Genomic DNA, 20,899 nt, shown 5'->3' with positions numbered 1-20,899 from the left:
AGCAGTGCCGGGGCCGGTCACGTTCTCGGGCGCCGGGACCGGCCCCCCGAGTCCCCTCCGTAGGAAGGTCCCTCCCACGTGACGACGACTTCGGCCGCACCCGTCAAGGGGGTCGGCTTCCGGTCGGAACGCGGGCCCGTGCTCGCCGCTCTCATGCTCAGCACCGGGCTGGTCGCGCTGGACAGCACGATCATCGCCACGGCGGTGCCGTCCGTGGTCGGCGACCTCGGCGGCTTCTCCCAGTTCCCGTGGCTGTTCTCGATCTACCTGCTGACCCAGGCCGTCACCGTGCCGCTGTACGGCAAGTTCGCCGACGTCGTCGGGCGCCGGCCGGTGATGTTCTTCGGCATCGCCGTGTTCCTGCTCGGCTCGGTGCTGTGCGGGGCCGCCTGGGACATGCCGGCGCTGATCGCCTTCCGCGCCGTGCAGGGCGTCGGCGCGGGCGCGGTCCAGCCGATGAGCATGACGATGGTCGGCGACATGTACACGGTGGAGGAGCGGGCCCGGGTCCAGGGGTACCTCGCGAGCGTCTGGGGGATCGCCGCCGTGATCGGCCCGACCCTCGGCGGCGTCTTCTCCCAGTACGTCTCATGGCGCTGGATCTTCTTCGTCAACCTGCCGCTGGGCGCGGTCGCCGCCTGGATGCTCGCCCGCCGGTTCAAGGAGAAGGTGACGCGGCGCTCCCACACGATCGACTACGCGGGCGCGGTGCTGCTGACCGGCGGCTGCTCGCTGATGATCCTCGGGCTGCTCGAGGGCGGGGTCTCGTGGGGCTGGGCGTCCACGACGAGCCTGGCGGTCTTCGCCGTCGGCGCGGTCATGCTCGCGGCGTTCGTGCTGGTCGAGCGCAGGGCGGCGGAGCCGATCCTGCCGCTCTGGGTCTTCGGCCGCCGGGTGCTCACCGGCGGTAACCTCTCCGCGGTCGTGGTCGGCGCCGTCATGATCGGGCTCAGCTCGTATGTGCCGACGTACGCCCAGGCCGTGCTCGGCACCGGAGCGCTGCTGGCCGGGTTCGTGCTGGCCGCGCTCTCGGTCGGCTGGCCGCTCACGGCGACCTTCTCCGGCCGTGTCTACCTGCGCATCGGCTTCCGCGACACCGGGCTGACGGGCAACGTGATCCTGGTCCTGGGCACCTCGCTCTGCCTCTTGCTCGGCACCCGCTCGCACGTGTGGGAGGTCGGGGCGGTCTGCTTCCTCGTCGGCGCGGGGCTCGGCCTGATGGCCAGCCCGGTCCTCGTGGCCGCTCAGTCGGTCGTCGGCTGGGAGCGCCGCGGCGTCGTGACCGGGATCAACATGTTCAGCCGCTCGCTCGGCAGCGCCGTCGGCGCGGCGGTGTTCGGCGCGATCGCCAACGCCACCCTCGCGGACCACTTCGCGCACCCGCCGGCCGCGCTCGCCGGGCGGCTGCCCAGGAGCGTCGACGCGTCGAGCCTCGCGCTCACCGGGCACGGCGGTACGGACGCCCCCGACGTGAGGGCGTTCGTGCGCGAAGGCCTGTACGGCGCGGCGCACCACGTCTTCGTCGCGATCGTCGTCGTGGCCGTTCTCGGGGTGGCGGCGCTGCTGCTCATGCCGAGGAGGATCGACCGGCCGGCCGTCGAGGGCTGAGGGTCCGCCCCCCGCGCCGGTGAATGCAGTTCGTCCGAGACGTCGGCTCGTCCGAAGACGGGGGAGGCGGACTCACTCAGTTTAAATCTACGTGTATGTAGAAATATAGTGCTCGGGCTACCAGACGGCCAGGCCGCTCGTGAGGGCCGGACCCTCACTCCGCAGCAGGCGCGTGAACGCCTGCGCGGGCAGGCCCTCCGCCCCGGCCGCGCGCACGATGCGCACGTCACGTCGCCACAGCGGGCCCGGGAGTTCGAAGATCTCGGCGCCTTCGCCGAGGATCCCGACGCCGAGCCGGGCGCGCGCGAACGCGGTGACCGTGGTCGGCATGGTCGTGACGATCACCCGTGCCGGTTCCCTGCCTCCGATGCGTGATCCACAGGCGGTGACGCATCACCAGGAATCACTCGTCTAGTGGTGGTTCAGGGTTTGCGGGCGATCCCGCCGTACATGGCGATGTCGGTGTCGTCGATGTGGCCGCCGGTCGCGTCGGGGTGCCACTTGTGGATCTGCACCACGCCCGGCTCCTGGAGTTCGAGCCCGTCGAAGAACTTCTCCGCCTGGGCCAGGGTGCGCCAGCGAAGGGTCTCGCCGTGCGCGTGGTAGATCTCCCGTACCTTGCCCAGCACCTCGGGGTCGAAGTCGTCGGTGGCGATCGCGGCCGCGAAGTAGCTGCCCGAGGGCAGGATGTCGATGATCTGCCGCACCACGCGGTAGGCCTCTTCGTCGTCCTCGATGAAGTGCACCATGGCGATCAGCGTCAGCCCGATGGGGCGGCTGAGGTCGAGGGTCTCGAGCAGCTCGGGCGCCGAGATGATCTTCTCCGGCTCGCGCATGTCCGCCTGGATGTAGGCGGTCCTGCCCTCGCGGGTGCCGTTCATCAACGCCCGGGCGTGGACGAGCACGACGGGATCGTTGTCGACGTAGACGATCCGGCATTCGGGCGCGATCTCCTGAGCCACCTCATGGAAGTTGGGTGAGGTGGGGATGCCGGTGCCGATATCGAGAAACTGACGGATCCCTTTCTCCGCGGTCAGATGGCGAACCACGCGATGCATGAAGGAACGGTTGGCGTGCATATGAACGCGCAGCGCCGGCCATACCTTGAGGGTGGCGTCACCCGCCGCTCGATCCGCGGCGTAGTTGTCCTTGCCGCCGAGGATGTAGTCGTAGATCCGCGCGCCGTGGGCCACATCCGTACGAAGCGCCGCCGAAGGTCTGGTCGTGAGCTCGTCGGCGATGGTGTCGTCGGGCACGTCGCCATCCGCCTTGCTCACAGCCGTTTTCCTCCTGTCGCTCGGGCAGGCTCCCAGGTAAAGCATAGGCCAATTCGCGTACCGTCCGTCCGTCTGACCGACCTTTACCAGCGTGTGTCGAATGGCGCGGCGAAAATCATCTCTCCGGCGCCGGGAACGCCTGCGCGGCGGCTTTCGCGAAGTCACGGATCGGGTCGGTGTCGGTGAGCCATACGGGCGCGCAGACGACGGGCGGCAGGCCCGACACGGGCACGGTGACGACGTGGGGGTCGTCCGGACGCAGCGACGCCACGGTCAGGTGGATGAGCTCCCCTTCGGCGACCAGCAGGATCGCCTCCTCGATGGACGCGGAGGTGTGCACGGGCATCCGGCGAAGCGGGCGTCCGCCCGGGGTTCGCGAGGGTATCCACGTGTCGGCGAACCGCGCCGGGAAGTCGCTCGGATAGAGGATGTCGTGGTCGGCCAGCTGCTCGGCGTCGACGACGGCGCGGCGGGCCAGCGGGTGTCCCGCCGCGACCAGCACCGCGCGCTCCTCGCGCAGCAGTGCCGGCCCGACGCGGAACTCCGGGTCGTCGCGGAGGGAGGGGTCGGAGGACAGCCAGCCGACGAAGACGTCGACCGGCCAGTGCCTCCCCCAGCGAGGCGGATCGGTGTTGGGATGCGCGGACCGGACCACGGCGCACTGCGGGCGCAGCCCCTCGAACGCCTCGATCAGCCGTGGCGCGACCGCGCCCGGGATGCTCGTCGCGAAGCCGACCCGGAGGAACTCGCGGCTCACGGACCGCCGCACCTGGCGCAGCGCCTGGTCCATCCGCTCGTAGGCCGGCCGGAGCTCGGCCAGCAGCCGTTCGCCCACCGGCGTCAGCCGGACGCGCCGGCTCGTGCGTTCGAACAGCGGAGCGCCGACCCTGCGTTCGAGCGCGCGCACCGCCTGGCTGACCCGGGGAGTGCTGACGCGCAGGCGCTCGGCGGCGCGGCCGAAGTGGAGTTCGTCGGCCACCGCCAGGAACGCCTCGATCTCCCGCATCTCCACCCGGCCATTATGTCGCCGTGCTTAACGATCGTGGCGGAACCCGGCATTGATCGCCGCAGGTCCACCGGGAAGCCTCGAAGTGTTATGGGACTCGAAGAAAACCTGCCTGGCGGCTTCCTCCTCACCACGGTCGAGAAGGTGCTCGGCCACGCGCGCAAGTCGTCGATGTGGCCGATGACGTTCGGCCTCGCGTGCTGCGGAATGGAACTCATGGCGGTCGGCGACCCTCGGCACGACTTCTCGCGCTTCGGCATGGAGCGCCCGTCGGGCAGCCCCCGGCAGGCCGACCTGATGGTCGTCGCGGGCCGCGTCAGCCAGAAGATGGGCCCGGTGCTGCGGCAGCTCTACGACCAGATGGCGGCGCCACGGTGGGTGATCGCCATGGGCGTGTGCGCGTCGTCGGGCGGCATGTTCAACAACTACGCGGTCGTCCAGGGCGTCGACCACATCGTCCCGGTCGACATCTACCTGCCCGGCTGCCCACCGCGGCCGGAGATGCTGCTGGACGCGATCGTCAAGCTGCACGACAAGGTGGGGAACGAGAAACTCGGTGCCCACCGGCGCGCCCAGATCGTCGCGGAGGAGCGGGCCCGGCTCACCGAGCTCCCGATGATCGACCTGCCGCTCACGGCGAAGCCCGGGTGACCGATCGCTACCACCGCTACTCCTGAAGAGCGGTAGAGGGGGCGGAAGTGGAAAACGGCTCCAGGCGTGCATTGAAATGCCGGAGGATGGGCGGAGACTCGATCACCCGATAGCCGGGTACTCGTTCTGGGTATTTCGCGATGTCGGCGATCACTTGGCCGACATACTCCAGGTGGCTTTTGGTGTACACGCGCCGGGGGATGGCCAGTCGGACCAACTCGTGCGTTGCCGGGGTGACCAGCCGGCCTTGTTCGTCGACCTCTCCCGCGAACAGCGAGCCCATCTCGACGGTACGGATTCCGCCCTCCAGGTAGAGCGCACAGGACAGCGCGTGGCCGGGGAACCGGTCCGGGGGAATGTGCGGCAAGAGCCGTCCGGCGTTCAAGTAGATCGCGTGAATCCCCACTGGCTGGACGATGTCGACTCCCGCCAGAGTGACGAGCTCGGCCAGGTGTGCGGTGGCCTCCGCTCTGGACCTGAGGTAACGCGGATCCGTGACTTCCGCCAAGCCCTGCGCGAGCATGTCGAGATCGCGACCGGCCAGGCCGCCATAGGTACGAAAACCCTCGGTCGCGGTCAGGAGATTCAGGCAGCGATTGGCCAGATCGTCATCCCGTATCCCCAAGAACCCTCCCATATGGGAGATCCCGTCTTTCTTCAAGCTCGCCATGCAGCCATCGGCGAGTTCGAATGCGGCCTGCGCGATCTCCCGTGGAGTGTTGTCCTTGTATTCTGCCTCGCGCTGGGTTACCAGCCAGGCGTTCTCCGCAAATCGCGCCGCGTCAAGAAACATCGGAACGCCGTGCCGGCGGCACAGTGCGGCAGCGGCCTTGAGATTGGCCATTGACACCGGTTGACCGCCGCCGCCATTGTTGGTGATCGTCATGATCACCAGATCGATCTTGCCGGCGTCAGGGCTCTCGAGGGCCTCCTCGAGCGCGGCCAGATCGATGTTGCCCTTGAACGGATATCTGCTGTCGATGTCCTTTGCTTCTGGGCAGGGAAGATCGCGGGCTTCGCACTTGGCAAGTTGGACATTTGCCCGAGTGGTATCAAAATGCGTGTTGCTGATCACAATGTGGCCGGGTTCGAGTAGCGCGGTGAACAGAATGCGCTCGGCGGCCCGGCCCTGATGGACGGGAAGGATGTGCGGGTAGGACGTCAGGTCGGTGATGACATCGTGGAACCGATAGAACGACGTCGAGCCGGCGTAGGTTTCGTCTCCGATCGCCGCGGCGGCCTGCTGGGCGACGGAAAGCGCTCCGGTGCCCGAGTCCGTGAGCAGGTCGATCGTGACCTCGTCCGAGCGGAGATTGAACATGTTGTAGCCGGCCCGGGCAAGTGCTTCCTCGCGTTGGTCACGCGCAGTGATGGGGATCGGCTCGACGACCTTAATGCGGTAAGCCTCCATCGGGTCCTCCTTGGGCGGGAAACATGGGTGGCGATCGGGGCTGACCCGGCGTGGACTGGGTTAGGGCATGACGAAGGGTGGGCGCGATCGGATTGAAGGGGGCCGCGCGTCGCGCTAGGTGGTTCGTTGCCGAACGTCCCTTTGAGTTACTGGCTGTAAGGTACAGCTAGTTTCGGGCTGTTTGCTACCCCCGTCAAGTACTGTTCAAAAATGTCCTAAATGATGACTCCGGAGACCCGCGCGAGGCGGCCCGCACGGGAGATCCGGCAGCTGAAGCGCAAAAGTCGCGCTTTCTCCTCACCGCGGTGGAAAAGGTGCTCGGCCGCGCGCGCAAGTCGTCGACGTGGCCGACGACGTACGGGCTCGCGTGCCGCGGAATGGAACTCATGGCGGTCGGCGACCCTCGGCACGACTCTCGCGCCTCGGCGTGGAGCGCCGTCGGGCCGCTTCCGGCAGGCCGACCTGATGGTCGTCGCGGGGCGCGTCAGCCAGAACCACGGCGCCCACCGGCACGTTCAGATCGTCGCGGAGACGCTCGCCTTGTTCACCCACTCCCGCTGGTGGACTCGCGCTGATCCGGCCGGCGCACCGGCGATGAGGCCCGGCCTGCGGCCGGTGTCAGCCGACGTGTGCGGCGATGATCCGCGCGCACTCCAGCGACTCGGTGCGCGCGGTGTCCACCTCCAGGTCGTACGTCACGCCCCGATGCACCAGGTCGGCCTGGCGGGCGGCCATCCCCGGGACCCGGTCGCCGCGCGCGATCTCGCGGCCCGCGGCGACCGTGCCGTCGCACCGGACCCCGACCCACAGCACGTCCAGCCCGCGGAGCGCCTCCCGCCACCGCCGCTGGGACTCCGGCCCGCCGAGGAAGACCTCGTCGACGATGAGCCGCGCCCCGCTACGGGCCATCGCGGCGACGCCCTCGATCCACGCGGCCTCCAGCCGCCGGAACTCCGGACCCGTGCCGACCTCCCCGTCCGCGCTGATCGGGACGTCCGAGACGCGGACGGCCAGGGGCATCGCCTGGATCAGCGTGTCGACGCCCAGTGTCAGCCACGCGTCCGGCAGCACGGACTGCAGACAGCGGGCGAGCCCCGACTTCCCGGAGCTGGATCCGCCGTTGAGGACGATCACCTGGGTCATGCCGTCACTCTACGGAGGACCTCACCGGGCCGAAGACGTCTCCGCGTCGGTGACGAGAACGCCGTCGCTGAGCTCGATCGTGCGGTCCGCGTGACGCATCAGCAGCGGGTCGTGGGTGGCCACGACGGCGGTGACGCCCTGGTCGCGGACGACCGCGCGGATCAGCTGCATGATCGACTGGGCGGTCTCCGAGTCGAGCTGTCCGGTCGGTTCGTCGGCGATGAGCACCCGTGGGCGGTGGGCCAGCGCGCGGGCGATGGCGACCCGTTGCTGCTGCCCGCCCGACAGCTCGTACGGGCGCTGGCGTGCGTGGTCGCTCAGGCCCACCATGGCCAGCAGCAACCGCACCCGTTCCTCGCGCTCGCGGGCCGGGGTCCGGGTCAGGCGGAGTGCGACGCCGACGTTCTCGGCGGCCGACAGAACCGGGATCAGGCCGAACGACTGGAACACGAACCCGACGGTCTCGCGCCGCATCCGCTGCAGGCCGGCCTCGCTCAGCGCCGTCACCTCGTGTTCGCCGACCACGACGCGGCCCGACTCCGGCGAGTCCAGGCCGCCGATGAGGTTCAGCAGTGTCGTCTTGCCCGACCCCGACCGGCCTCTGACGGCCAGGAGCTCGCCCTCGGCGACGTGCATGCTCACGTCCCGCAGCGCCCGTACCGGCGTGTGGCCGGTACGGTACGTCTTGTTCAGGCCCTCAACGGTGATCATCGTTGCTCCGGTCCGGCCAGACGCCGATGTGGTCGGTCTCCAGCGCGAGGCGTACCCGGTCCTTCATCTCCAGGGCCGAGGTGAACTCCCGTGGCAGTTGCAGCCGGCCCGCGCGGTCGAGCACGGCGTACTCCTCGGCGATCACCTCTTCGCGGCCCGACGCGTCGCGGGTGGTCCGGCGCAGGATCTCGCTGCTGGTGCGGCCGTCGCGGATGCCGACCGTACGGTCGACGCTGCCGGCCACGTCCGGGTCGTGCGTGACGATGACCGTGGTCACCCCCAGTTCGCGGTTGGCGCGGCGCAGCGCGCCGAAGACCTGAGCGCCGGTCGCGGTGTCGAGTTCGCCGGTCGGCTCGTCGGCCAGGACGACCTTCGGCCGGTTGGCCACGGCGACCGCGATGGCGGTGCGCTGCTGCTCACCGCCGGACATCTCGGCCGGCCGGGCGGCGGCCCGGTCACCGACGCCCATGAGGTCGAGCAGCTCCGCCGCGCGCGCCCGGCGTTCGCGCCGCCCGACGCCGGCGAACCGCATCGGCATCTCGACGTTCTCGGCGGCCGTCAGGTACGGCAGCAGGTTCCGGGCGGTCTGCTGCCAGACGAACCCGACGAGCTCGCGGCGGAACCGCAGCCGGTCGCGCCCGGACATGTCGAGCAGGTCCGCGCCGGCGACGCGGGCCACGCCCGCGGTCGGCACGTCCAGCCCGGCGAGGATGTTCAGCAGCGTGGACTTGCCCGACCCGGAGGCGCCGACGAGGGCGACCATCTCACCCTCGCCGACGAGCAGGTCGAGCCCCTGCAGCGCGATCACCTCGACGCCCTCGGTCTGGTAGATCCGTACGAGGTTGTCGCAGACGATGTGCGCCTTCTCGCCGTACTCCGGACCGCGCCCGGCGGCCCGCCGCTCCAACTCGGCGAGATCGGGTGCGTCGTTCATGTGTCTCCGATCCGCAGGACGCCGCCGAGGCCCCGGCGCGCGGCGGTCACGGCGTCGATGAACACGGCCAGCACGGCGAAGACCAGCAGGCCGCCGGCCAGCCCGGCCGCCTGGGGCAGGTCGGGCACGTAGTGGGTGACCGGGGAGCCACCGGTGTACGGGCGCAGGTCGATGGCCGGTCCCAGCAGTCCGGGCAGCACCAGGCCCAGCACCCAGCCGGCCGCCGACGCGGCGAGGAGCGTCGGCGCGATCTCCACGAACGCGAGCGACCGCGCCTGGCGGCGGCTGAGCCCGAGGGTGCGCAGGTACGAGACGGCCCGCCCGCGTTCGGCCGCCCCGGCGAACAGGATCACCAGTACCGCCAGCGTCCCGTAGCAGGCGACGAGGACCCCGGTCAGGCCGAACCCGCGGCCGACGAGACGGCCGAGCTCGCCCTGCGTGAACGCGTCGTGGGTCATCCGGTACGTCGTGACGGTGCCGGCGCCCGCGTCGCCCAGGTCGGCCTGCACGACGTTACGGCGCAGCGCGGCCACGTCGAGGTGCTCGCCGCGGACGAAGACGGAGACCGATCCGGCACTGCCGCCGGTGGCGCGGGCGAGGGCGTCGGCGGGCACCAGCACGAACTCCTCGCCCGGCGCCCGGCCGGGGAACCGCGCGACCGTGCCGGCGATCCGTACCGGCATCCGCCGCCCGTAGTCGGTCGACAGCGCGAGCCCGCCGCCGGTGGCCTTGCGGCGCGCGGCGGGGGACAACAGCGCCGGCACCGGATCTCCCGGGCGGGTACGCGGCCAGGCGGGGATCCGCAGCCCGGTGCCGGCCATCATCCGCCGGTACGCGCCGAGGTCGACGCCGACGGCCGTCAGCTCGTCGGCGACGTCGCCGTTCGACAGCAGGCGGGCCCCGTCGACGGTCTGTGCCGGTACGGCGGCGCGGACGCCGGGCGAGCGGCGGACCCGGTCGACCACCCGGGCGTCCATGGTCAGCGCGTCGGCGCGCGCGTCGCCGCCCACGTCCTCGTACGTCGCGATCCGCTGGGTACGGGCCAGGCTCGTCTGGACCGTCGAGCCGAATCCGATGACCGCGACGGCGAGCAGGAGGACCACGAGGGGGAGCACCGCCGTGGCGTCCTGGCGGGAGGCCCGCGCGACGCCGACGAACGGCACGGCGGAGCGGCCCCGCGCGAGGAACCGGCCGGCCAGCCGCAGCGGCACGGGCAGCACCCGCAGCAGGAGCAGGCCCGCCGCGACGGAGAGGAGCGCGGGCACCGCCGACAGGAACGGGTCGACGCCCGAGGCCCACGTGTCGCTGGTGAGCCCGCGCCGCCGCAGGAGGTAGGTGCCGGCGACCGCCAGCACGACGAGCAGCGCCTCCGCGACCAGCCTCCGGTGTGCGGGGCGGACGCGGCGCCGGGGACGACGCCCGGCGGCCACGGCCGGCAGCGCGATCGCGATCACGGCGGATACGACGGCGGCGGCGAGCGACACCGGCTGCGCGGGCCCGTTCACCAGCAGGGCCGAGGCCGGCAGGCCCAGCGCCGCCGCGGGCAGCGTGACGAGGGCGGCCAGGCCGCCGGCCAGCCCGGCGAGCTGGGCCCGCGACGCGCCGCGCGCCGCCTGGACCGCGAGGTCCGCGCCGAGCCGGGCCGACAGCAGCCGGGCGGCCAGGAGCAGCACGCCGAGGGCCGCGGCGAACAACCCGGCGAGGGAGAGCGACAGCAGCGTCTGCGTCGTGTGCAGCCGATGTACGAAGTCGTCCAGGATGTCGTCGAACCGGGTGTCCAGCGCCGGGCCCGCCGCGTCGACGCGTACCGTCGGCAGCGCCTCGCCGGCCCGATGGACGTCCTCGACCAGCGCCGGCGCGTCGCGTGCCGTGACGCGTGACGCCGCCGGGGTGTAGGTCCAGGTCAGATCGATGCGGAACGGCGTTCGCCCGCACAGCGCGCGGTAGCCGGACGGGTCGACCAGCGCGGTCGCCAGGATGATGATCTGCCCGCTCTGGAGCTTCTTCAGCTCGGCGTCCTCGTACCGGTGGTGCGCGGCCCAGTAGCCGCTGCCGGGGTCGGCCGGGGTGAACAGGCCGGTGACGCGGACGTCGAGCGCCGGCTGGCTCGTGGTCGTCACCACGTCACCGGCCTTGACGCCCAGCCGCTGGGCCGCGCGTACGGGAAGGGCGGCCTCGAAGCGCGGGCCGTGCGCGGTGGGTTCCGGCGCGCCGGGGGGACGTCCGGACACGTAGCGGACGTGGCCGGGCGCGGTGCTGGAGAAGGCCAGCGACAGCTCGCGCGAACCGGCGCCGGTCAGGCCCATGAACTGGGTCGCGGCGTTCGTGTCGGCGGTGGCGATGGTGCGCCGCAGCGTGGGTGGGAAGAGCCCCAGCCACCGTCTCTGCTCCGCCGCGAGTCCCCCGGCGGTCGCGGACGGGAACCGCGCACGCAACCGTTCGTCCGTCGGCGCGACCGGGCTGATCTGGGCCGTCGCGACCAGGTCGGTGCTGCCGAACGGCGCGCCGGCGACCGTCTCGCGCGCCGCGCGGTCGTACCCGGCGACCAGCGTGCGCGGCCCGGCGCCGGCCAGGAACGCGGTGACGAGGACGAGCAGCCCGAGGATGAGCAGCGGCGCCCACCGGGCGCGCGCCGTACGGCGGAGCAGGAGGCTCATGAGTCCTCCCCGAGCCGCAGGGTCTGGCCTGGGCCGCCGCGGCGCAGTGAGCGGACGAGCAGGAGCAGTACCGCGGTGAGCAGGACGACGATGGCGGCGAGCATGGCGAGCACCACCGGCCATCGCAGGATGACCTGCGCGGGCGGGTACGGCGCGGTCGCGCTCACCGTCAGCACGACGTGCGGCACGACGAGGCGGGCGACGACGATGCCGAGCAGCAGGCCGCCGGCCAGGCCCATGCCGACGAGGAAGGCCTGTTCGACGGCGACCAGCCCGAGGACCTGCCGTCCGCGGACGCCGAGGGCGCGCAGGATCGCGAACTCTCCCGCCCGCTCCCGCGCGGACACGGCGGTGTTGACCGCGAACCCGATCGCGGCGAACACGAGCGCCGCGCCGAAACCGAGGATGAGGGCGCCCTGCAGTGCCCCGCCCAGCGGCGCGTCGCGGAGCCGGTGCCGCAGCGCGGCCCGGTCGACCGTCGTGCCGGTCCAGGACGGATGGGCGCCGAGCACGCGCGCCGCGGCGGTCCCGCGTGTGGCCAGCCACCACTCGGTCGGCGGCGGCACGGACAGACCGTTCGCCAGTGCCTCGTCGCCGAGGTCGGTCCAGTCGACGAGGACGGCCGGGGCGCCCGGCGCGGTGGAGGGGAGCGCCGCGACGATCCCGGCGACGGTGACGGGCTGGTCGATGCCGTTCTCGGTCAGGTCCAGCCGGCCGCCGGTGGTGACGTGGGCGCGGGCGGCCAGGTCACGGGTCACGATCGCCGGGATCGGGCCGGGCCGCGGGACGGCGTGCCCCGCGGCGGCGGACCCGGTGCGCAGCGCGATGCTGCCGGCGACCTGCGGGGTCGGTGTCGTGGGGTCGATCGTGGTGGGCAGGCGCGCCGTCATCAGCCCGCCGGAGCCGAAGCCGATCGGCGAACCCACTCCGGCGCTGAGCGTGATCTGCCCGGACCAGTGCGTCCCCGCGGGCCGCCGCACCGCGGGCCCGAAGCCCTTTGCCGTACCGGGCCGCAGGGACGTCACGGCGAGCCGGGATGAGGGCGCGTCCTGGGAGCGGACGTAGGTGAAGCGGAGACCGCGGAAGGCCAGGGGATAGGAGAGCACGCCGTCGCGGCCGGCGAGCGCGGACACGTCGATCACCTTGGTGTGGGTCGCGCCGTCCGCCGGGACGGTACCCGCATCGATCTCGTACGTCGTGTGCAGCGCGTCGCTCACGACCAGGGACACCGCGACCGGTTCACCGTCCGCGGACGGCCCGAAGCGGAGACCGGCCGAGAGCCGGGTCGGCCGGCCCGGGACGGGGACGGCGGTCAGGCCGGTGCCGGTGCCGGTGGAGGCGAGCCGCGCGGACATGGCCTGCCAGCCGGACCCCGGCGGGAGGCCCGCCCGGGTCCGCAGCAGCCCGCCGAGCGTGCCCGCGTCGGCCGCGAGGAGCGCGACGTCGGTGCTGCCGGTGGAGGCGGTGTCCCGCAGGACGGGGCTGACCGCGGTCACCCCGGGCAGCCGTGCGTAGCGTCCGCCCTGGCCGGGCGTCGCGGGGGAGCCCTGGTCGCTCGGCGCGCCGATCCGCAGGTCCGTACCCGCCTGGAAGTCGGCCTGGTCGATCTGCGACTGCCGCCAGGTCACCCCCGTCACCACCGACAGGACGCCCACGGCGACCGTCATGACCAGGAGCAGCGCCGGGCCGGCGGTGCGCAGCGGGCGGCGGCTCACCTGCCGGGTGCCGAGCGCCGGAGCAAGGCCCCGGCCGCGGGTCGTGGCCCGCTCACCGGCGCGCGAGGCGACCGGGACCAGTCGCAGGATCACCACGCCCCCGGCCAGCAGCGCGAGCGCCGGACCGGCGACGATCAGCGGGTCGACGCCGGCGCCCGCGGCGGTCGCGGTGACCGGACCGCCGTAGTGCGTGAGCTGCCAGACGGCGAGCGCGGCGAGGACGACCAGGGCGAGGTCGGCCCCGGCCCGCTGGAGCATCGCGCGGCGTTCGCCCCGGCCGCGCGCGGCCATCGTCGCGACGTAGGTCCGCCGGATCCCCCGCAGCGGCGGCAGGGTGATCGCGACCACGCACATCAGCGCGCCGGCGACCGCGATCGCCCAGGTCAGCGGGGTCGGTGCGAGGTCGAGGCGCAGTCCGGGCGTGCCGAGGAGCGGGGTGGCCATGGCGGCTCGCACCAGGAGGGGCGCGAGGAACGGCGCGGCCACCGCCGCGGGCAGGCCGAGCAGCAGGCCCTCGCCGACGGCCAGTGCGGCGATCTGCCGCGTGGAGGCCCCCCGGGCCCGCATCAACGTGACCTCCAGGCGGCGGTGCTCGGCGAGCAGCCGCGCGACGAGCATCAGCGTGTACACGGCCAGCACGACGAGTTGCAGCGCGGGGATGAGCAGGGTCGAGCGCGAGACGAGCAGCGCGCGGTCGACCTGCGTCAGCAGGTCCGCGACGGAGGACTTGACGGCGTAACCCGAGCCGAGCGTCGTGGGCAGCGCGCGGGCCCGCGCCGCGACGTCCGCGAGCTGCCCGGACCGGATCTCCCGTACGACGGGCAGGACCAGCCAGCGGGCCGTGACCGAGGCGGTGAACCGTGTCGTGAAGGTCGGCGGGGGCACGACCAGCGGCCCGAAGGTGGTGTAACCGAGCCGCTCGACTCCCGTCGTGACGAGCCGGTCGCCGCCCCAGAAGTAGTCGTCGGCCCGGTTCGGCGTGAACTGGCCGGTGATCCGGACGGAGACCGGCGGGCCGCCGACGCGGCTGTGCAGCGTGACGACCTGGCCGGTGTGGAGGCGCATCGCGCGGGCGGCCGTCACCGGCACCGCGGCCTCCATGGTGCGGCCCGTCGTGGCGGCCGGCCACCGGCCGCCGGTCAGGCGGGCGTGGCCCTCGATGCCGGAGTAGGTGGCGAACGCGGTGAGCTGCGGGTGGGCGCTGTGCTCCTGCCCGGGGACGGCGTAGGAATCGCCGCGCGCGCTGAGCGACATCGCCACCGGGACGCGGCCGTAGACCTTCGCGACGGCCGCCGTGACCTTACGCTGCTCGGCGGGGATGTCGCGTGCGGCGACGGAGGTGGTGATGCGGGTGCCCGCGCCGTTCCAGGTCGCGCCCGCGAGTGTGGCCCGCAGTCCCTCACCGGTGACGGACGCGGTGTACCCGCCGAGCGCCGCCAGCACCGTGACGGCGAAGAGGGCGGTCGCCGAGGCGGCGACGACCAGCAGGCGATGACCCAGCGCACGGCTGACCACCAGGCCTGATCTGTGCACCCCGTCGCCTCCAGCGCGCTCCCCGAAAGGCTCATGCTCGCGCGCGGCCGGGAGGCCCGGCAAGGAAGGTCACGAAACGGTGCCGCGTTCGAGATCTTCCCGTGAGCGTCCGCGGGCGCCGGACACGACACGGCCGCCCCGCGGGTGCGGAGCGGCCGTGTCGTGAGGGCGCGACGTCGGTTGTGGGAAGGACGCGTGCGGTCGTTCAGCCGGTTTCGGGCGGTGCGTGTCTCAGTTCGTCGCGGGCGATGCGTTCGACCAGGACGGGCACGAACTCGCGGATCGGGCTGCCGTCGAAGCGGTGGTGGATGGCGTTCACCGTCGCGTCGACCCGGTTGGGGGAGACGCGGCCGGAGAAGGACCGGGAGAGGCGGTCGGTGACATGCTCGAGGGCGTGCCGTTCACGAATGGTGTCGGCGCTCACGAAGACCTCCGTTCACGTGGCTGGCGTCCTCGCCGCAGGGTTACCCCGACGAGCCCGCGTGACACGGGGAGATCGAAGCATTCTGCCCGGCCGTCCCGGAGGAGCCGTTCGCCTGCAGCGCGACGCTCGCGAGCGACATCACCAGGGCGACGTCGGACTCGGTGTCGAGGCGCACGCGGACCCAGTCGCCGCCGGGCGTGACCGCCACCCGGCCGGACTTGAGGAGCGCGTCACCGAGGCGTGCGATGACCGGTCGCGTGAGATGGAGCTCGGCCTCGTCACCGCCGTGCAGGTGGACGATCTGCGCCTCCACCCGCTGCGCCGGCGAGAACCCGGTGCCCACGCCGCACCCGGCCCGGCCGGCGCGCACCGCGGGCCAGGCGTCCAGCTGCGCCGTGAGGCGTCCGGCGAGGGAGCCGGTGGACTGATCGAGTGTCTTCACAACATGCATACTTGTCGGGAAAAGACCATGATCGGAAGTGGAACGCCCGAATTTGTTACCGGTCCGGTCATCGGCGCGCCATCCTCCGTTTCCGTTCCACATCGGTCCGTTCGTCACGGCCGGACCGATAGGCTGCGCGAATGCTTGATCATGGCGAGGTTCCCCGGCCGGCACGGGACGCGGTACGCGAGATCTACACCGCCGAGCGCGCGGCGACTCTGGAGTACTCCCCGGACCTCGACGGGCTGGCCGACCCCGGTGAGATCGTCTGGGCGTGGGTGCCGTACGAGGAGGACCCCGAGCGCGGGAAGGACCGGCCGCTGCTCGTCGTCGGCCGCCACGGGCGGCGGCTGCTGGCCATGATGCTGTCGAGCCGCCGCCACGAGCACTCCGACGACTGGCTGGACCTGGGCTCGGGCACCTGGGACCGCGAGGGCCGGGACTCCTACCTGCGGCTGGACCGCGTGTTCGCCCTGGACGAGGACGACATCCGCCGGGAGGGCGCGGTGCTGGACCCCGAGCGGTTCGCGCGCGTCGCGGCGGTGCTCATGCGGCTGCACGGCTGGACGCCCACCCGCGCACGGGCCTGACGCGACCGGCACTCACTCAGAACCGTGAAGGGCTCGCCCGCGGATGCGGGCGGGCCCTTTCGCGGTGGCTCAGCGGTGCTGCAGCGCGTCGAGCGCGACCGCCTGGGCGATGACGAGCCGGCGGTCCAGGCGCTCGTCCTTGATGTCGACGACGTACCGGTCGCGCAGGCCGAACTTCTTGTCCACGCTGAACGTCTCCTGCCCGTCCGCGGTGAAGTCGAAGTGGTACGGCCAGGCGAACGGGAGGCTGTCGACGTACGGGATGAAGTCCCAGACCCGGCGCAGGATCGCGACGGCCTTGTTGCGCTCCGAGCCGGTGGTCACGCCCAGCCCGGGCTGCTCGAGGTGCCACGTCGAGGCGAGCAGCGACGCCTTGAAGTCCTTGCGGAACACGCCGATCGGCCGCCCCTGCGGATCGGTCACGTCGTAGGCGGAGGCGAGGTCGAGCCGCTTGCGGGCCTTGAAGGCGAACAGGGGGTGCTGCTTGCTGTCGTCCGTGTAGATGGTCACCTCTTCTTTGAACGCCATACGCTTCTGCTGCGCGAAGGCGACCAGCTCACCCTCGGACCCGTCCGCGGTCTCGGTGTGCACCTCGTACTGGTTGACCATGAGCCGGACGCGCTGCCGGATGAGCAGGCGCTGCTGGGCCTGGAGCGTTTCGAAGTCCATCGGATATCCCGTTCTCGCGGCGTCGAATGGCGAGAAAAGGTACACGAACGGTAAAGAGTTCGCCCTGTGCCCGGAAATGCCGGGGTCATCCCGCCTGGGCGGGTCCGGTGTCGGTCGGCGTGGGCGTCGGGGTCGGCGTCGGTGTGTGCGAGGCGGGCGGGGGAGAGGACGGGTGCGGCGACCCCGGCTTGTGCCCGCCGGTCGGCCGGCTCGCCGTCGACGTCCTCGACCCGGCGTGCCGGCGGGGTGTGGCCGACGGTGAGCCCGAGGGTGCGTGCGCGGCCGCGGCGTGACGCGGCCCGTACGACCGGCGCCCGGGGGCGCCCGGCGCGGGTGTCGCCGGACCCGCGGAGTCCGCCGGGCCGTCGCCCGGCCGTACGGCGCTGCTCGGCCCGGCCGGCTCGCCCTTCGTGCCGGTGGCGACCATCGCGATGACGGTGGCGAGGACGGCCACGAGCGCGGCCGGCGCGGCGACCATGGCGACGGCCCGGAGCCGCCGCGGACGCCGTTCCGGTTCGGTGCGCGGCCGGCCGCCGGTGCCCGAGGAGTAGTCGACACGACGCGGCGGCGCCTCGCCCGGGAGCGCGGCCTCGACGGCACGCCGCGGAGGCGCGGCCGGAGCGTCGTCCCGCCCGCCGTCCTGGAGGCGGGCGGTCGCGAAGCCGCCGGTCGCGGCCTCGGCCAGGGCTTCGGCCGCGGCGGGCTCGGCGGCCTGCTGGGAACGGCGCCGGGGCAGTTCGGGCACCGGGTCGCGCGCCGGTACCGGCACGGGCGGCGCCTCACCGGTGAGCTCGGCCAGGATCTCCGGTGCCACGACGGACATCGGGGCCGTCGGCGCGTCGACGGACGACTCGACGGGACGCACGGACAGCTCTCGTACGGCGGGCGGGGAGACCGGCCGCGGCTTCTCGGCGGCGCCGCCGAGCCGGGAGGCGATCTCCCCGGTGGAGGGCCGGTCGGCGGGGTTGACCGCCAGCGCCGCCTCGACCAGGCCGCGGACCGGCTCGTCCAGTGCCGTCAGGGTCTCCTCGCCTGCGACGCTCCACCGTCCGTCCCCGCCGTCGCCGTCGTAGGGGCTGCGCCCGGTCGCGGCGTACGCGATGAGGCAGCCCCAGCCGAAGATGTCGGAGGCCGGGCCGGCCGGGAAGCCGGCGACGCGCTCCGGCGCCACCCACCCCGGCCCGTACGGCACGGTGCCGAGCTCGGCGGGGCGGCCGGAGACCGGCGCCTCCTGCGCCATGGAGAAGCCGATGATCCGCGGGCCGTTGGACGCCAGGAGGACGTTGGCCGGCCGGAGGTCGCAGTGGATCAGGCCCGCGGCGTGAACGGCGGCGACGGCCCGCCCGAGGGCGACGGCCAGCGCCATGAGCCGCTCGGCGTCCAGCGGGCCGAGAGCGTCGACGTACTGCTCCAGCGACGGGCCCTCGATGTACTCGCGGACGAGGTAGGGCGGCGTGTGGTCGGTGCCGTCGGTCAGCAGGGCGACCGTGCAGAAGGGCGGCAGGCGCCGGGCGCAGGACGCCTCCATCCGCAGGTCCCGCCGCGCCTGGACCTGGTCGGGCGCGCGGGTCGTCTTCACCGCGACGTGCTCCCCGGCGGCGTCGTGGGCGAGGTAGACGATGCCCGTGCCGTCGGACGACAGCCGCGCCGTCAGACGGTGGCCGTCGATCTCGGCCGGGTCGTCGGCCGCCAGCGGCTCCGCGCCGGGAGGCAGGACTTCGCCGCCGATGGTCTTCGGTGCGGACGGTCTGTCCACGAGCACACCTTTCTCGGCCCCCACGGTCAAAGATCTTCTTGGGGCATAGATCTTGCAACCGACCACAGCCCGCCGCAACCTGAACGTCACTGTTCGTGTTCTTTTCTAATGATCTGCCCGAGTTAGGAGCGGCGGAGAGATCCGATGTATGTCCTGCTTTGGTGGCCTGACCCGCCCTTCTGACGCCCATGGCGGGCGTGGCGATATTGACGCATCGGATGTCTGGTGTTTGTCTGACAGCCGCCCGGCCGACCTCAGGGAGGACCCATGAGTCGCCTGCCCACCGCGTTGGCCGCCACGGCGGCCCTCACGCTCGGCGCGCTCGCCGCCGCGAGCGGAGCACCGGCGGGCGCGGCGCCGCCGACGCCCGAGCGCCGCGCCGCCGCCCTCGTCGCCCAGATGACCCTGGACGAGAAGATCTCCCAGGTACACACGACCGGCACCGGGGCCGGGGGCGTCTCACGCCTCGTTCCCGGCATACCGCGGCTGGGCGTCCCCGACTTCCTCATCTCCAACGGCCCGGCCGGCGTCGGCACCGGCGCGGTGCCGCGACAGCCGAACGCCACCGCGCTGCCCGCGCCCGTCGCCCTCGCCGCCGGCTTCGACCCCGAGCTGGCCCGACGGTACGGCGAGGTCGAGGGCCGCGAGACCGGCGACGTCGGGCACAGCCTGATCGAGGCCCCCGACGTGAACATGGTGCGCGTCTACCGCAACGGCCGCGCCTTCGAGAACTACGGCGAGGACCCCTATCTCGCCGGCCGGCTCGCCGTGGCCGACATCCGGGGCATCCAGAGCCAGGGCGTGCTGGCCGAGGTCAAGCACTACACCGCCAACGACCAGGAGACCAACCGCAGGACCATCGACGAGGAGATCGACGACCGTACCCTCCACGAGATCCACCTGCCGGCCTTCGAGGCCGCGGTGAAGGAGGGCCACGTCGCCTCGGTGATGTGCGCCTACCCGTCGGTCAACGGCGCCTTCATGTGCGAGAACCGGCACCTGCTCGCCGACGTGCTGCGCGGCCAGTGGGGCTTCGGCGGATTCGTCCAGTCCGACGCGAGTGCCACGCACACGGCGGTCGGTTCGGCCGGGGCCGGCCAGGACCTCGAACTGCGTGACAACGGCCCGTACGACGAGGAGCTCAAGCAGGCCGTCCTCGACGGCACGGTGAGCATGGCCCAGCTCGACACGATGATCGAGCGCCGGCTGGCGGTCGAGATCCGCGCGGGCCTGTTCGACCACCCGCGGACGGTCACCCCGATCGACGCGGCCGCGGGCGGCGCGGTGGCGCGGTCGGTCGCCGAGCAGACCAGCGTGCTGCTGAAGAACTCCGGCGCGGCCCTGCCGCTCGACGCGCGCCGCCTGCACTCGATCGCGGTCGTCGGGCCGTACGCCCAGGCCGCGCATCCGGGCGGCGGCGGCAGCGCGCACGTCAACCCGCTCTACACCGTCAGCCCGGTCGACGGCATCACCAAGCGGGCCGGCGCGGGCGTGACCGTGCGGAGCTCGGACGGCGCCGACCCCGCCGCGGCCGCCGCGCTCGCCAAGTCCTCGGACGTGGCCGTCGTCATCGTCGGTGACGTGGAGAAGGAGGGCACGGACCGTACGAGCCTGTCGCTCAGCGGCGGCCAGGACGACCTCGTACGGTCGGTCGTGGCCGCCAACCCGCACACGATCGTGGTGCTCGACAGCGGAGCGCCCGTCCTGATGCCGTGGCTCGGCGACGTCCCCGCGGTGCTGGAGGCCTGGTACCCGGGCGAGGAGGACGGCAACGCGCTCGCCGCGCTGCTGTTCGGCGACGTCGATCCCTCGGGGAAGCTCCCGGTGACCTTCCCTCGCAGCGAGACCCAGACGCCGGTGAGCTCGCCGGAGCGCTACCCCGGAGTGAACGGCGTGGCGACCTACTCCGAGCGGCTCCAGGTCGGCTACCGCTGGTACGACGCGCAGGGACAGGATCCGCTGTTCCCGTTCGGGTACGGCCTGTCGTACACGAGGTTCGCGTTCGGCCACCTCACCGTCGGCCGGCCCGGCCACGACGGGCGGGTGACGGTCGGCCTCGACGTGCGCAACACCGGATCGCGTACCGGCGCGGAGGTCGCCCAGGTGTACGTGACCGATCCGGCGTCGGCCGGCGAGCCGCCGCGACAGCTCAAGGGGTTCGCCAAGGTGACCCTGCGACCCGGCCAGGTGAAGCACGTGCGGCTGACCCTCGACCGGCGGGCGTTCTCCGTCTGGGACGGCGCGGCGCAGCGCTGGACCGTCCCCGGCGGCCGTTACACGATCGCGGCCGGTGATTCCTCGCGTGACCTGCCGTTGTCGGCGTCCGTGACTCTTCCGGCATACTGACCGGTCGGGACATTGTCAGATCGTTA

At 72.6% G+C, this 20,899-nt stretch carries 17 protein-coding genes; 4 read left to right on the top strand and 13 right to left on the bottom strand.

The genetic code is table 11. The features are described 5' to 3' along the window. Window positions 1-78: 78 nt before the first annotated feature. A complete protein-coding gene (locus tag ACQEV1_RS34810; protein WP_433399635.1) occupies window positions 79-1,608 on the top strand; it encodes an MDR family MFS transporter in 1,530 nt (509 codons plus the stop codon). 117 nt (window positions 1,609-1,725) lie between these two features. Here the strand turns inward: ACQEV1_RS34810 and ACQEV1_RS34805 are convergent, their stop codons facing one another. The 3 genes from ACQEV1_RS34805 to ACQEV1_RS34795 form a co-directional block, all read right to left on the bottom strand. Further along, window positions 1,726-1,938, bottom strand: coding sequence for a hypothetical protein (locus ACQEV1_RS34805; RefSeq protein ID WP_433399632.1), 213 nt, complete (start codon window positions 1,936-1,938; stop codon window positions 1,726-1,728). Window positions 1,939-2,030: 92 nt separating this feature from the next. Then, window positions 2,031-2,885, bottom strand: coding sequence for an SAM-dependent methyltransferase (locus ACQEV1_RS34800; protein ID WP_433399629.1), 855 nt, complete (start codon window positions 2,883-2,885; stop codon window positions 2,031-2,033). Window positions 2,886-3,000: 115 nt separating this feature from the next. Beyond that, a complete protein-coding gene (locus ACQEV1_RS34795; RefSeq protein ID WP_285630266.1) occupies window positions 3,001-3,891 on the bottom strand; it encodes a LysR family transcriptional regulator in 891 nt (296 codons plus the stop codon). 90 nt (window positions 3,892-3,981) lie between these two features. Here ACQEV1_RS34795 and ACQEV1_RS34790 point away from each other — a divergent pair, with 90 nt between their 5' ends. After that, the gene (locus tag ACQEV1_RS34790) at window positions 3,982-4,542 is read left to right on the top strand and encodes a NuoB/complex I 20 kDa subunit family protein (RefSeq protein ID WP_285629750.1); all 561 of its coding nucleotides are present in this window, start codon (window positions 3,982-3,984) and stop codon (window positions 4,540-4,542) included. Window positions 4,543-4,558: 16 nt separating this feature from the next. On the opposite strand, the gene ACQEV1_RS34785 is transcribed toward ACQEV1_RS34790, so the two are convergent. From ACQEV1_RS34785 to ACQEV1_RS34750, 8 genes are all read right to left on the bottom strand, one after another. Next, a complete protein-coding gene (locus tag ACQEV1_RS34785) occupies window positions 4,559-5,953 on the bottom strand; it encodes a tryptophanase (RefSeq protein WP_285629752.1) in 1,395 nt (464 codons plus the stop codon). Window positions 5,954-6,571: 618 nt separating this feature from the next. Beyond that, window positions 6,572-7,096 (bottom strand): chloramphenicol phosphotransferase CPT, encoded by a 525-nt coding sequence (gene cpt / locus ACQEV1_RS34780; RefSeq protein WP_433399625.1) that lies wholly within the window; start codon window positions 7,094-7,096, stop codon window positions 6,572-6,574. Window positions 7,097-7,117: 21 nt separating this feature from the next. After that, window positions 7,118-7,807 (bottom strand): ABC transporter ATP-binding protein, encoded by a 690-nt coding sequence (locus ACQEV1_RS34775; RefSeq protein WP_285629756.1) that lies wholly within the window; start codon window positions 7,805-7,807, stop codon window positions 7,118-7,120. Beyond that, on the bottom strand, window positions 7,794-8,741 hold the full coding sequence (locus ACQEV1_RS34770) for an ABC transporter ATP-binding protein (protein ID WP_285629757.1): 948 nt from the start codon (window positions 8,739-8,741) through the stop codon (window positions 7,794-7,796). Before ACQEV1_RS34770 ends, ACQEV1_RS34775 begins: the two co-directional genes overlap by 14 nt. Continuing rightward, window positions 8,738-11,398, bottom strand: a complete 2,661-nt coding sequence (locus tag ACQEV1_RS34765) for an FtsX-like permease family protein (RefSeq protein WP_433399620.1) — start codon at window positions 11,396-11,398, stop codon at window positions 8,738-8,740. The genes ACQEV1_RS34770 and ACQEV1_RS34765 overlap by 4 nt, the downstream gene beginning before the upstream one ends. Then, complete coding sequence (locus ACQEV1_RS34760) at window positions 11,395-14,646, bottom strand: FtsX-like permease family protein (protein ID WP_433399617.1); 3,252 nt, start codon at window positions 14,644-14,646, stop codon at window positions 11,395-11,397. Before ACQEV1_RS34760 ends, ACQEV1_RS34765 begins: the two co-directional genes overlap by 4 nt. Before the next feature lie 205 nt (window positions 14,647-14,851). Continuing rightward, window positions 14,852-15,070, bottom strand: coding sequence for a three-helix bundle dimerization domain-containing protein (locus tag ACQEV1_RS34755; protein ID WP_285583772.1), 219 nt, complete (start codon window positions 15,068-15,070; stop codon window positions 14,852-14,854). A 40-nt stretch (window positions 15,071-15,110) separates the two neighbouring features. Beyond that, the gene (locus tag ACQEV1_RS34750) at window positions 15,111-15,512 is read right to left on the bottom strand and encodes a luciferase family protein (RefSeq protein WP_285583773.1); all 402 of its coding nucleotides are present in this window, start codon (window positions 15,510-15,512) and stop codon (window positions 15,111-15,113) included. A gap of 140 nt (window positions 15,513-15,652) precedes the next feature. Here ACQEV1_RS34750 and ACQEV1_RS34745 point away from each other — a divergent pair, with 140 nt between their 5' ends. Beyond that, the gene (locus ACQEV1_RS34745) at window positions 15,653-16,102 is read left to right on the top strand and encodes a type II toxin-antitoxin system PemK/MazF family toxin (protein ID WP_285583774.1); all 450 of its coding nucleotides are present in this window, start codon (window positions 15,653-15,655) and stop codon (window positions 16,100-16,102) included. A 69-nt stretch (window positions 16,103-16,171) separates the two neighbouring features. Here the strand turns inward: ACQEV1_RS34745 and ACQEV1_RS34740 are convergent, their stop codons facing one another. Together ACQEV1_RS34740 and ACQEV1_RS34735 are read right to left on the bottom strand one after the other, a co-directional pair. Continuing rightward, complete coding sequence (locus tag ACQEV1_RS34740; protein WP_285629763.1) at window positions 16,172-16,771, bottom strand: hypothetical protein; 600 nt, start codon at window positions 16,769-16,771, stop codon at window positions 16,172-16,174. Between the two features lie 85 nt (window positions 16,772-16,856). Beyond that, complete coding sequence (locus tag ACQEV1_RS34735) at window positions 16,857-18,527, bottom strand: serine/threonine protein kinase (protein ID WP_433399611.1); 1,671 nt, start codon at window positions 18,525-18,527, stop codon at window positions 16,857-16,859. Between the two features lie 267 nt (window positions 18,528-18,794). Between ACQEV1_RS34735 and ACQEV1_RS34730 the strand changes: the two genes are divergently transcribed. After that, a complete protein-coding gene (locus ACQEV1_RS34730) occupies window positions 18,795-20,873 on the top strand; it encodes a beta-glucosidase (protein WP_433399608.1) in 2,079 nt (692 codons plus the stop codon). The last annotated feature ends 26 nt before the right edge of the window (window positions 20,874-20,899 follow it).

The sequence above is a fragment of the Actinoallomurus sp. CA-142502 genome, assembly GCF_050936355.1.
Classification (GTDB): Bacteria; Actinomycetota; Actinomycetes; order Streptosporangiales; family Streptosporangiaceae; genus Actinoallomurus; species Actinoallomurus iriomotensis.
This window is presented reverse-complemented; position numbering and strand designations above follow the sequence as displayed.

Excerpts from the sequence above, each read along its gene's own strand:
- ACQEV1_RS34805 (WP_433399632.1), bottom strand. The coding sequence starts at position 1,938 with ATGCCGACCACGGTCACCGCGTTCGCGCGCGCCCGGCTCGGCGTCGGG.
- ACQEV1_RS34775 (WP_285629756.1), bottom strand. The coding sequence starts at position 7,807 with ATGATCACCGTTGAGGGCCTGAACAAGACGTACCGTACCGGCCACACG.
- ACQEV1_RS34740 (WP_285629763.1), bottom strand. The coding sequence starts at position 16,771 with ATGGACTTCGAAACGCTCCAGGCCCAGCAGCGCCTGCTCATCCGGCAG.
- ACQEV1_RS34790 (WP_285629750.1), top strand. The coding sequence starts at position 3,982 with ATGGGACTCGAAGAAAACCTGCCTGGCGGCTTCCTCCTCACCACGGTC.
- ACQEV1_RS34745 (WP_285583774.1), top strand. The coding sequence starts at position 15,653 with ATGCTTGATCATGGCGAGGTTCCCCGGCCGGCACGGGACGCGGTACGC.
- ACQEV1_RS34730 (WP_433399608.1), top strand. The coding sequence starts at position 18,795 with ATGAGTCGCCTGCCCACCGCGTTGGCCGCCACGGCGGCCCTCACGCTC.
- ACQEV1_RS34770 (WP_285629757.1), bottom strand. The coding sequence starts at position 8,741 with ATGAACGACGCACCCGATCTCGCCGAGTTGGAGCGGCGGGCCGCCGGG.
- ACQEV1_RS34765 (WP_433399620.1), bottom strand. The coding sequence starts at position 11,398 with ATGAGCCTCCTGCTCCGCCGTACGGCGCGCGCCCGGTGGGCGCCGCTG.
- cpt (WP_433399625.1), bottom strand. The coding sequence starts at position 7,096 with ATGACCCAGGTGATCGTCCTCAACGGCGGATCCAGCTCCGGGAAGTCG.
- ACQEV1_RS34785 (WP_285629752.1), bottom strand. The coding sequence starts at position 5,953 with ATGGAGGCTTACCGCATTAAGGTCGTCGAGCCGATCCCCATCACTGCG.
- ACQEV1_RS34795 (WP_285630266.1), bottom strand. The coding sequence starts at position 3,891 with ATGCGGGAGATCGAGGCGTTCCTGGCGGTGGCCGACGAACTCCACTTC.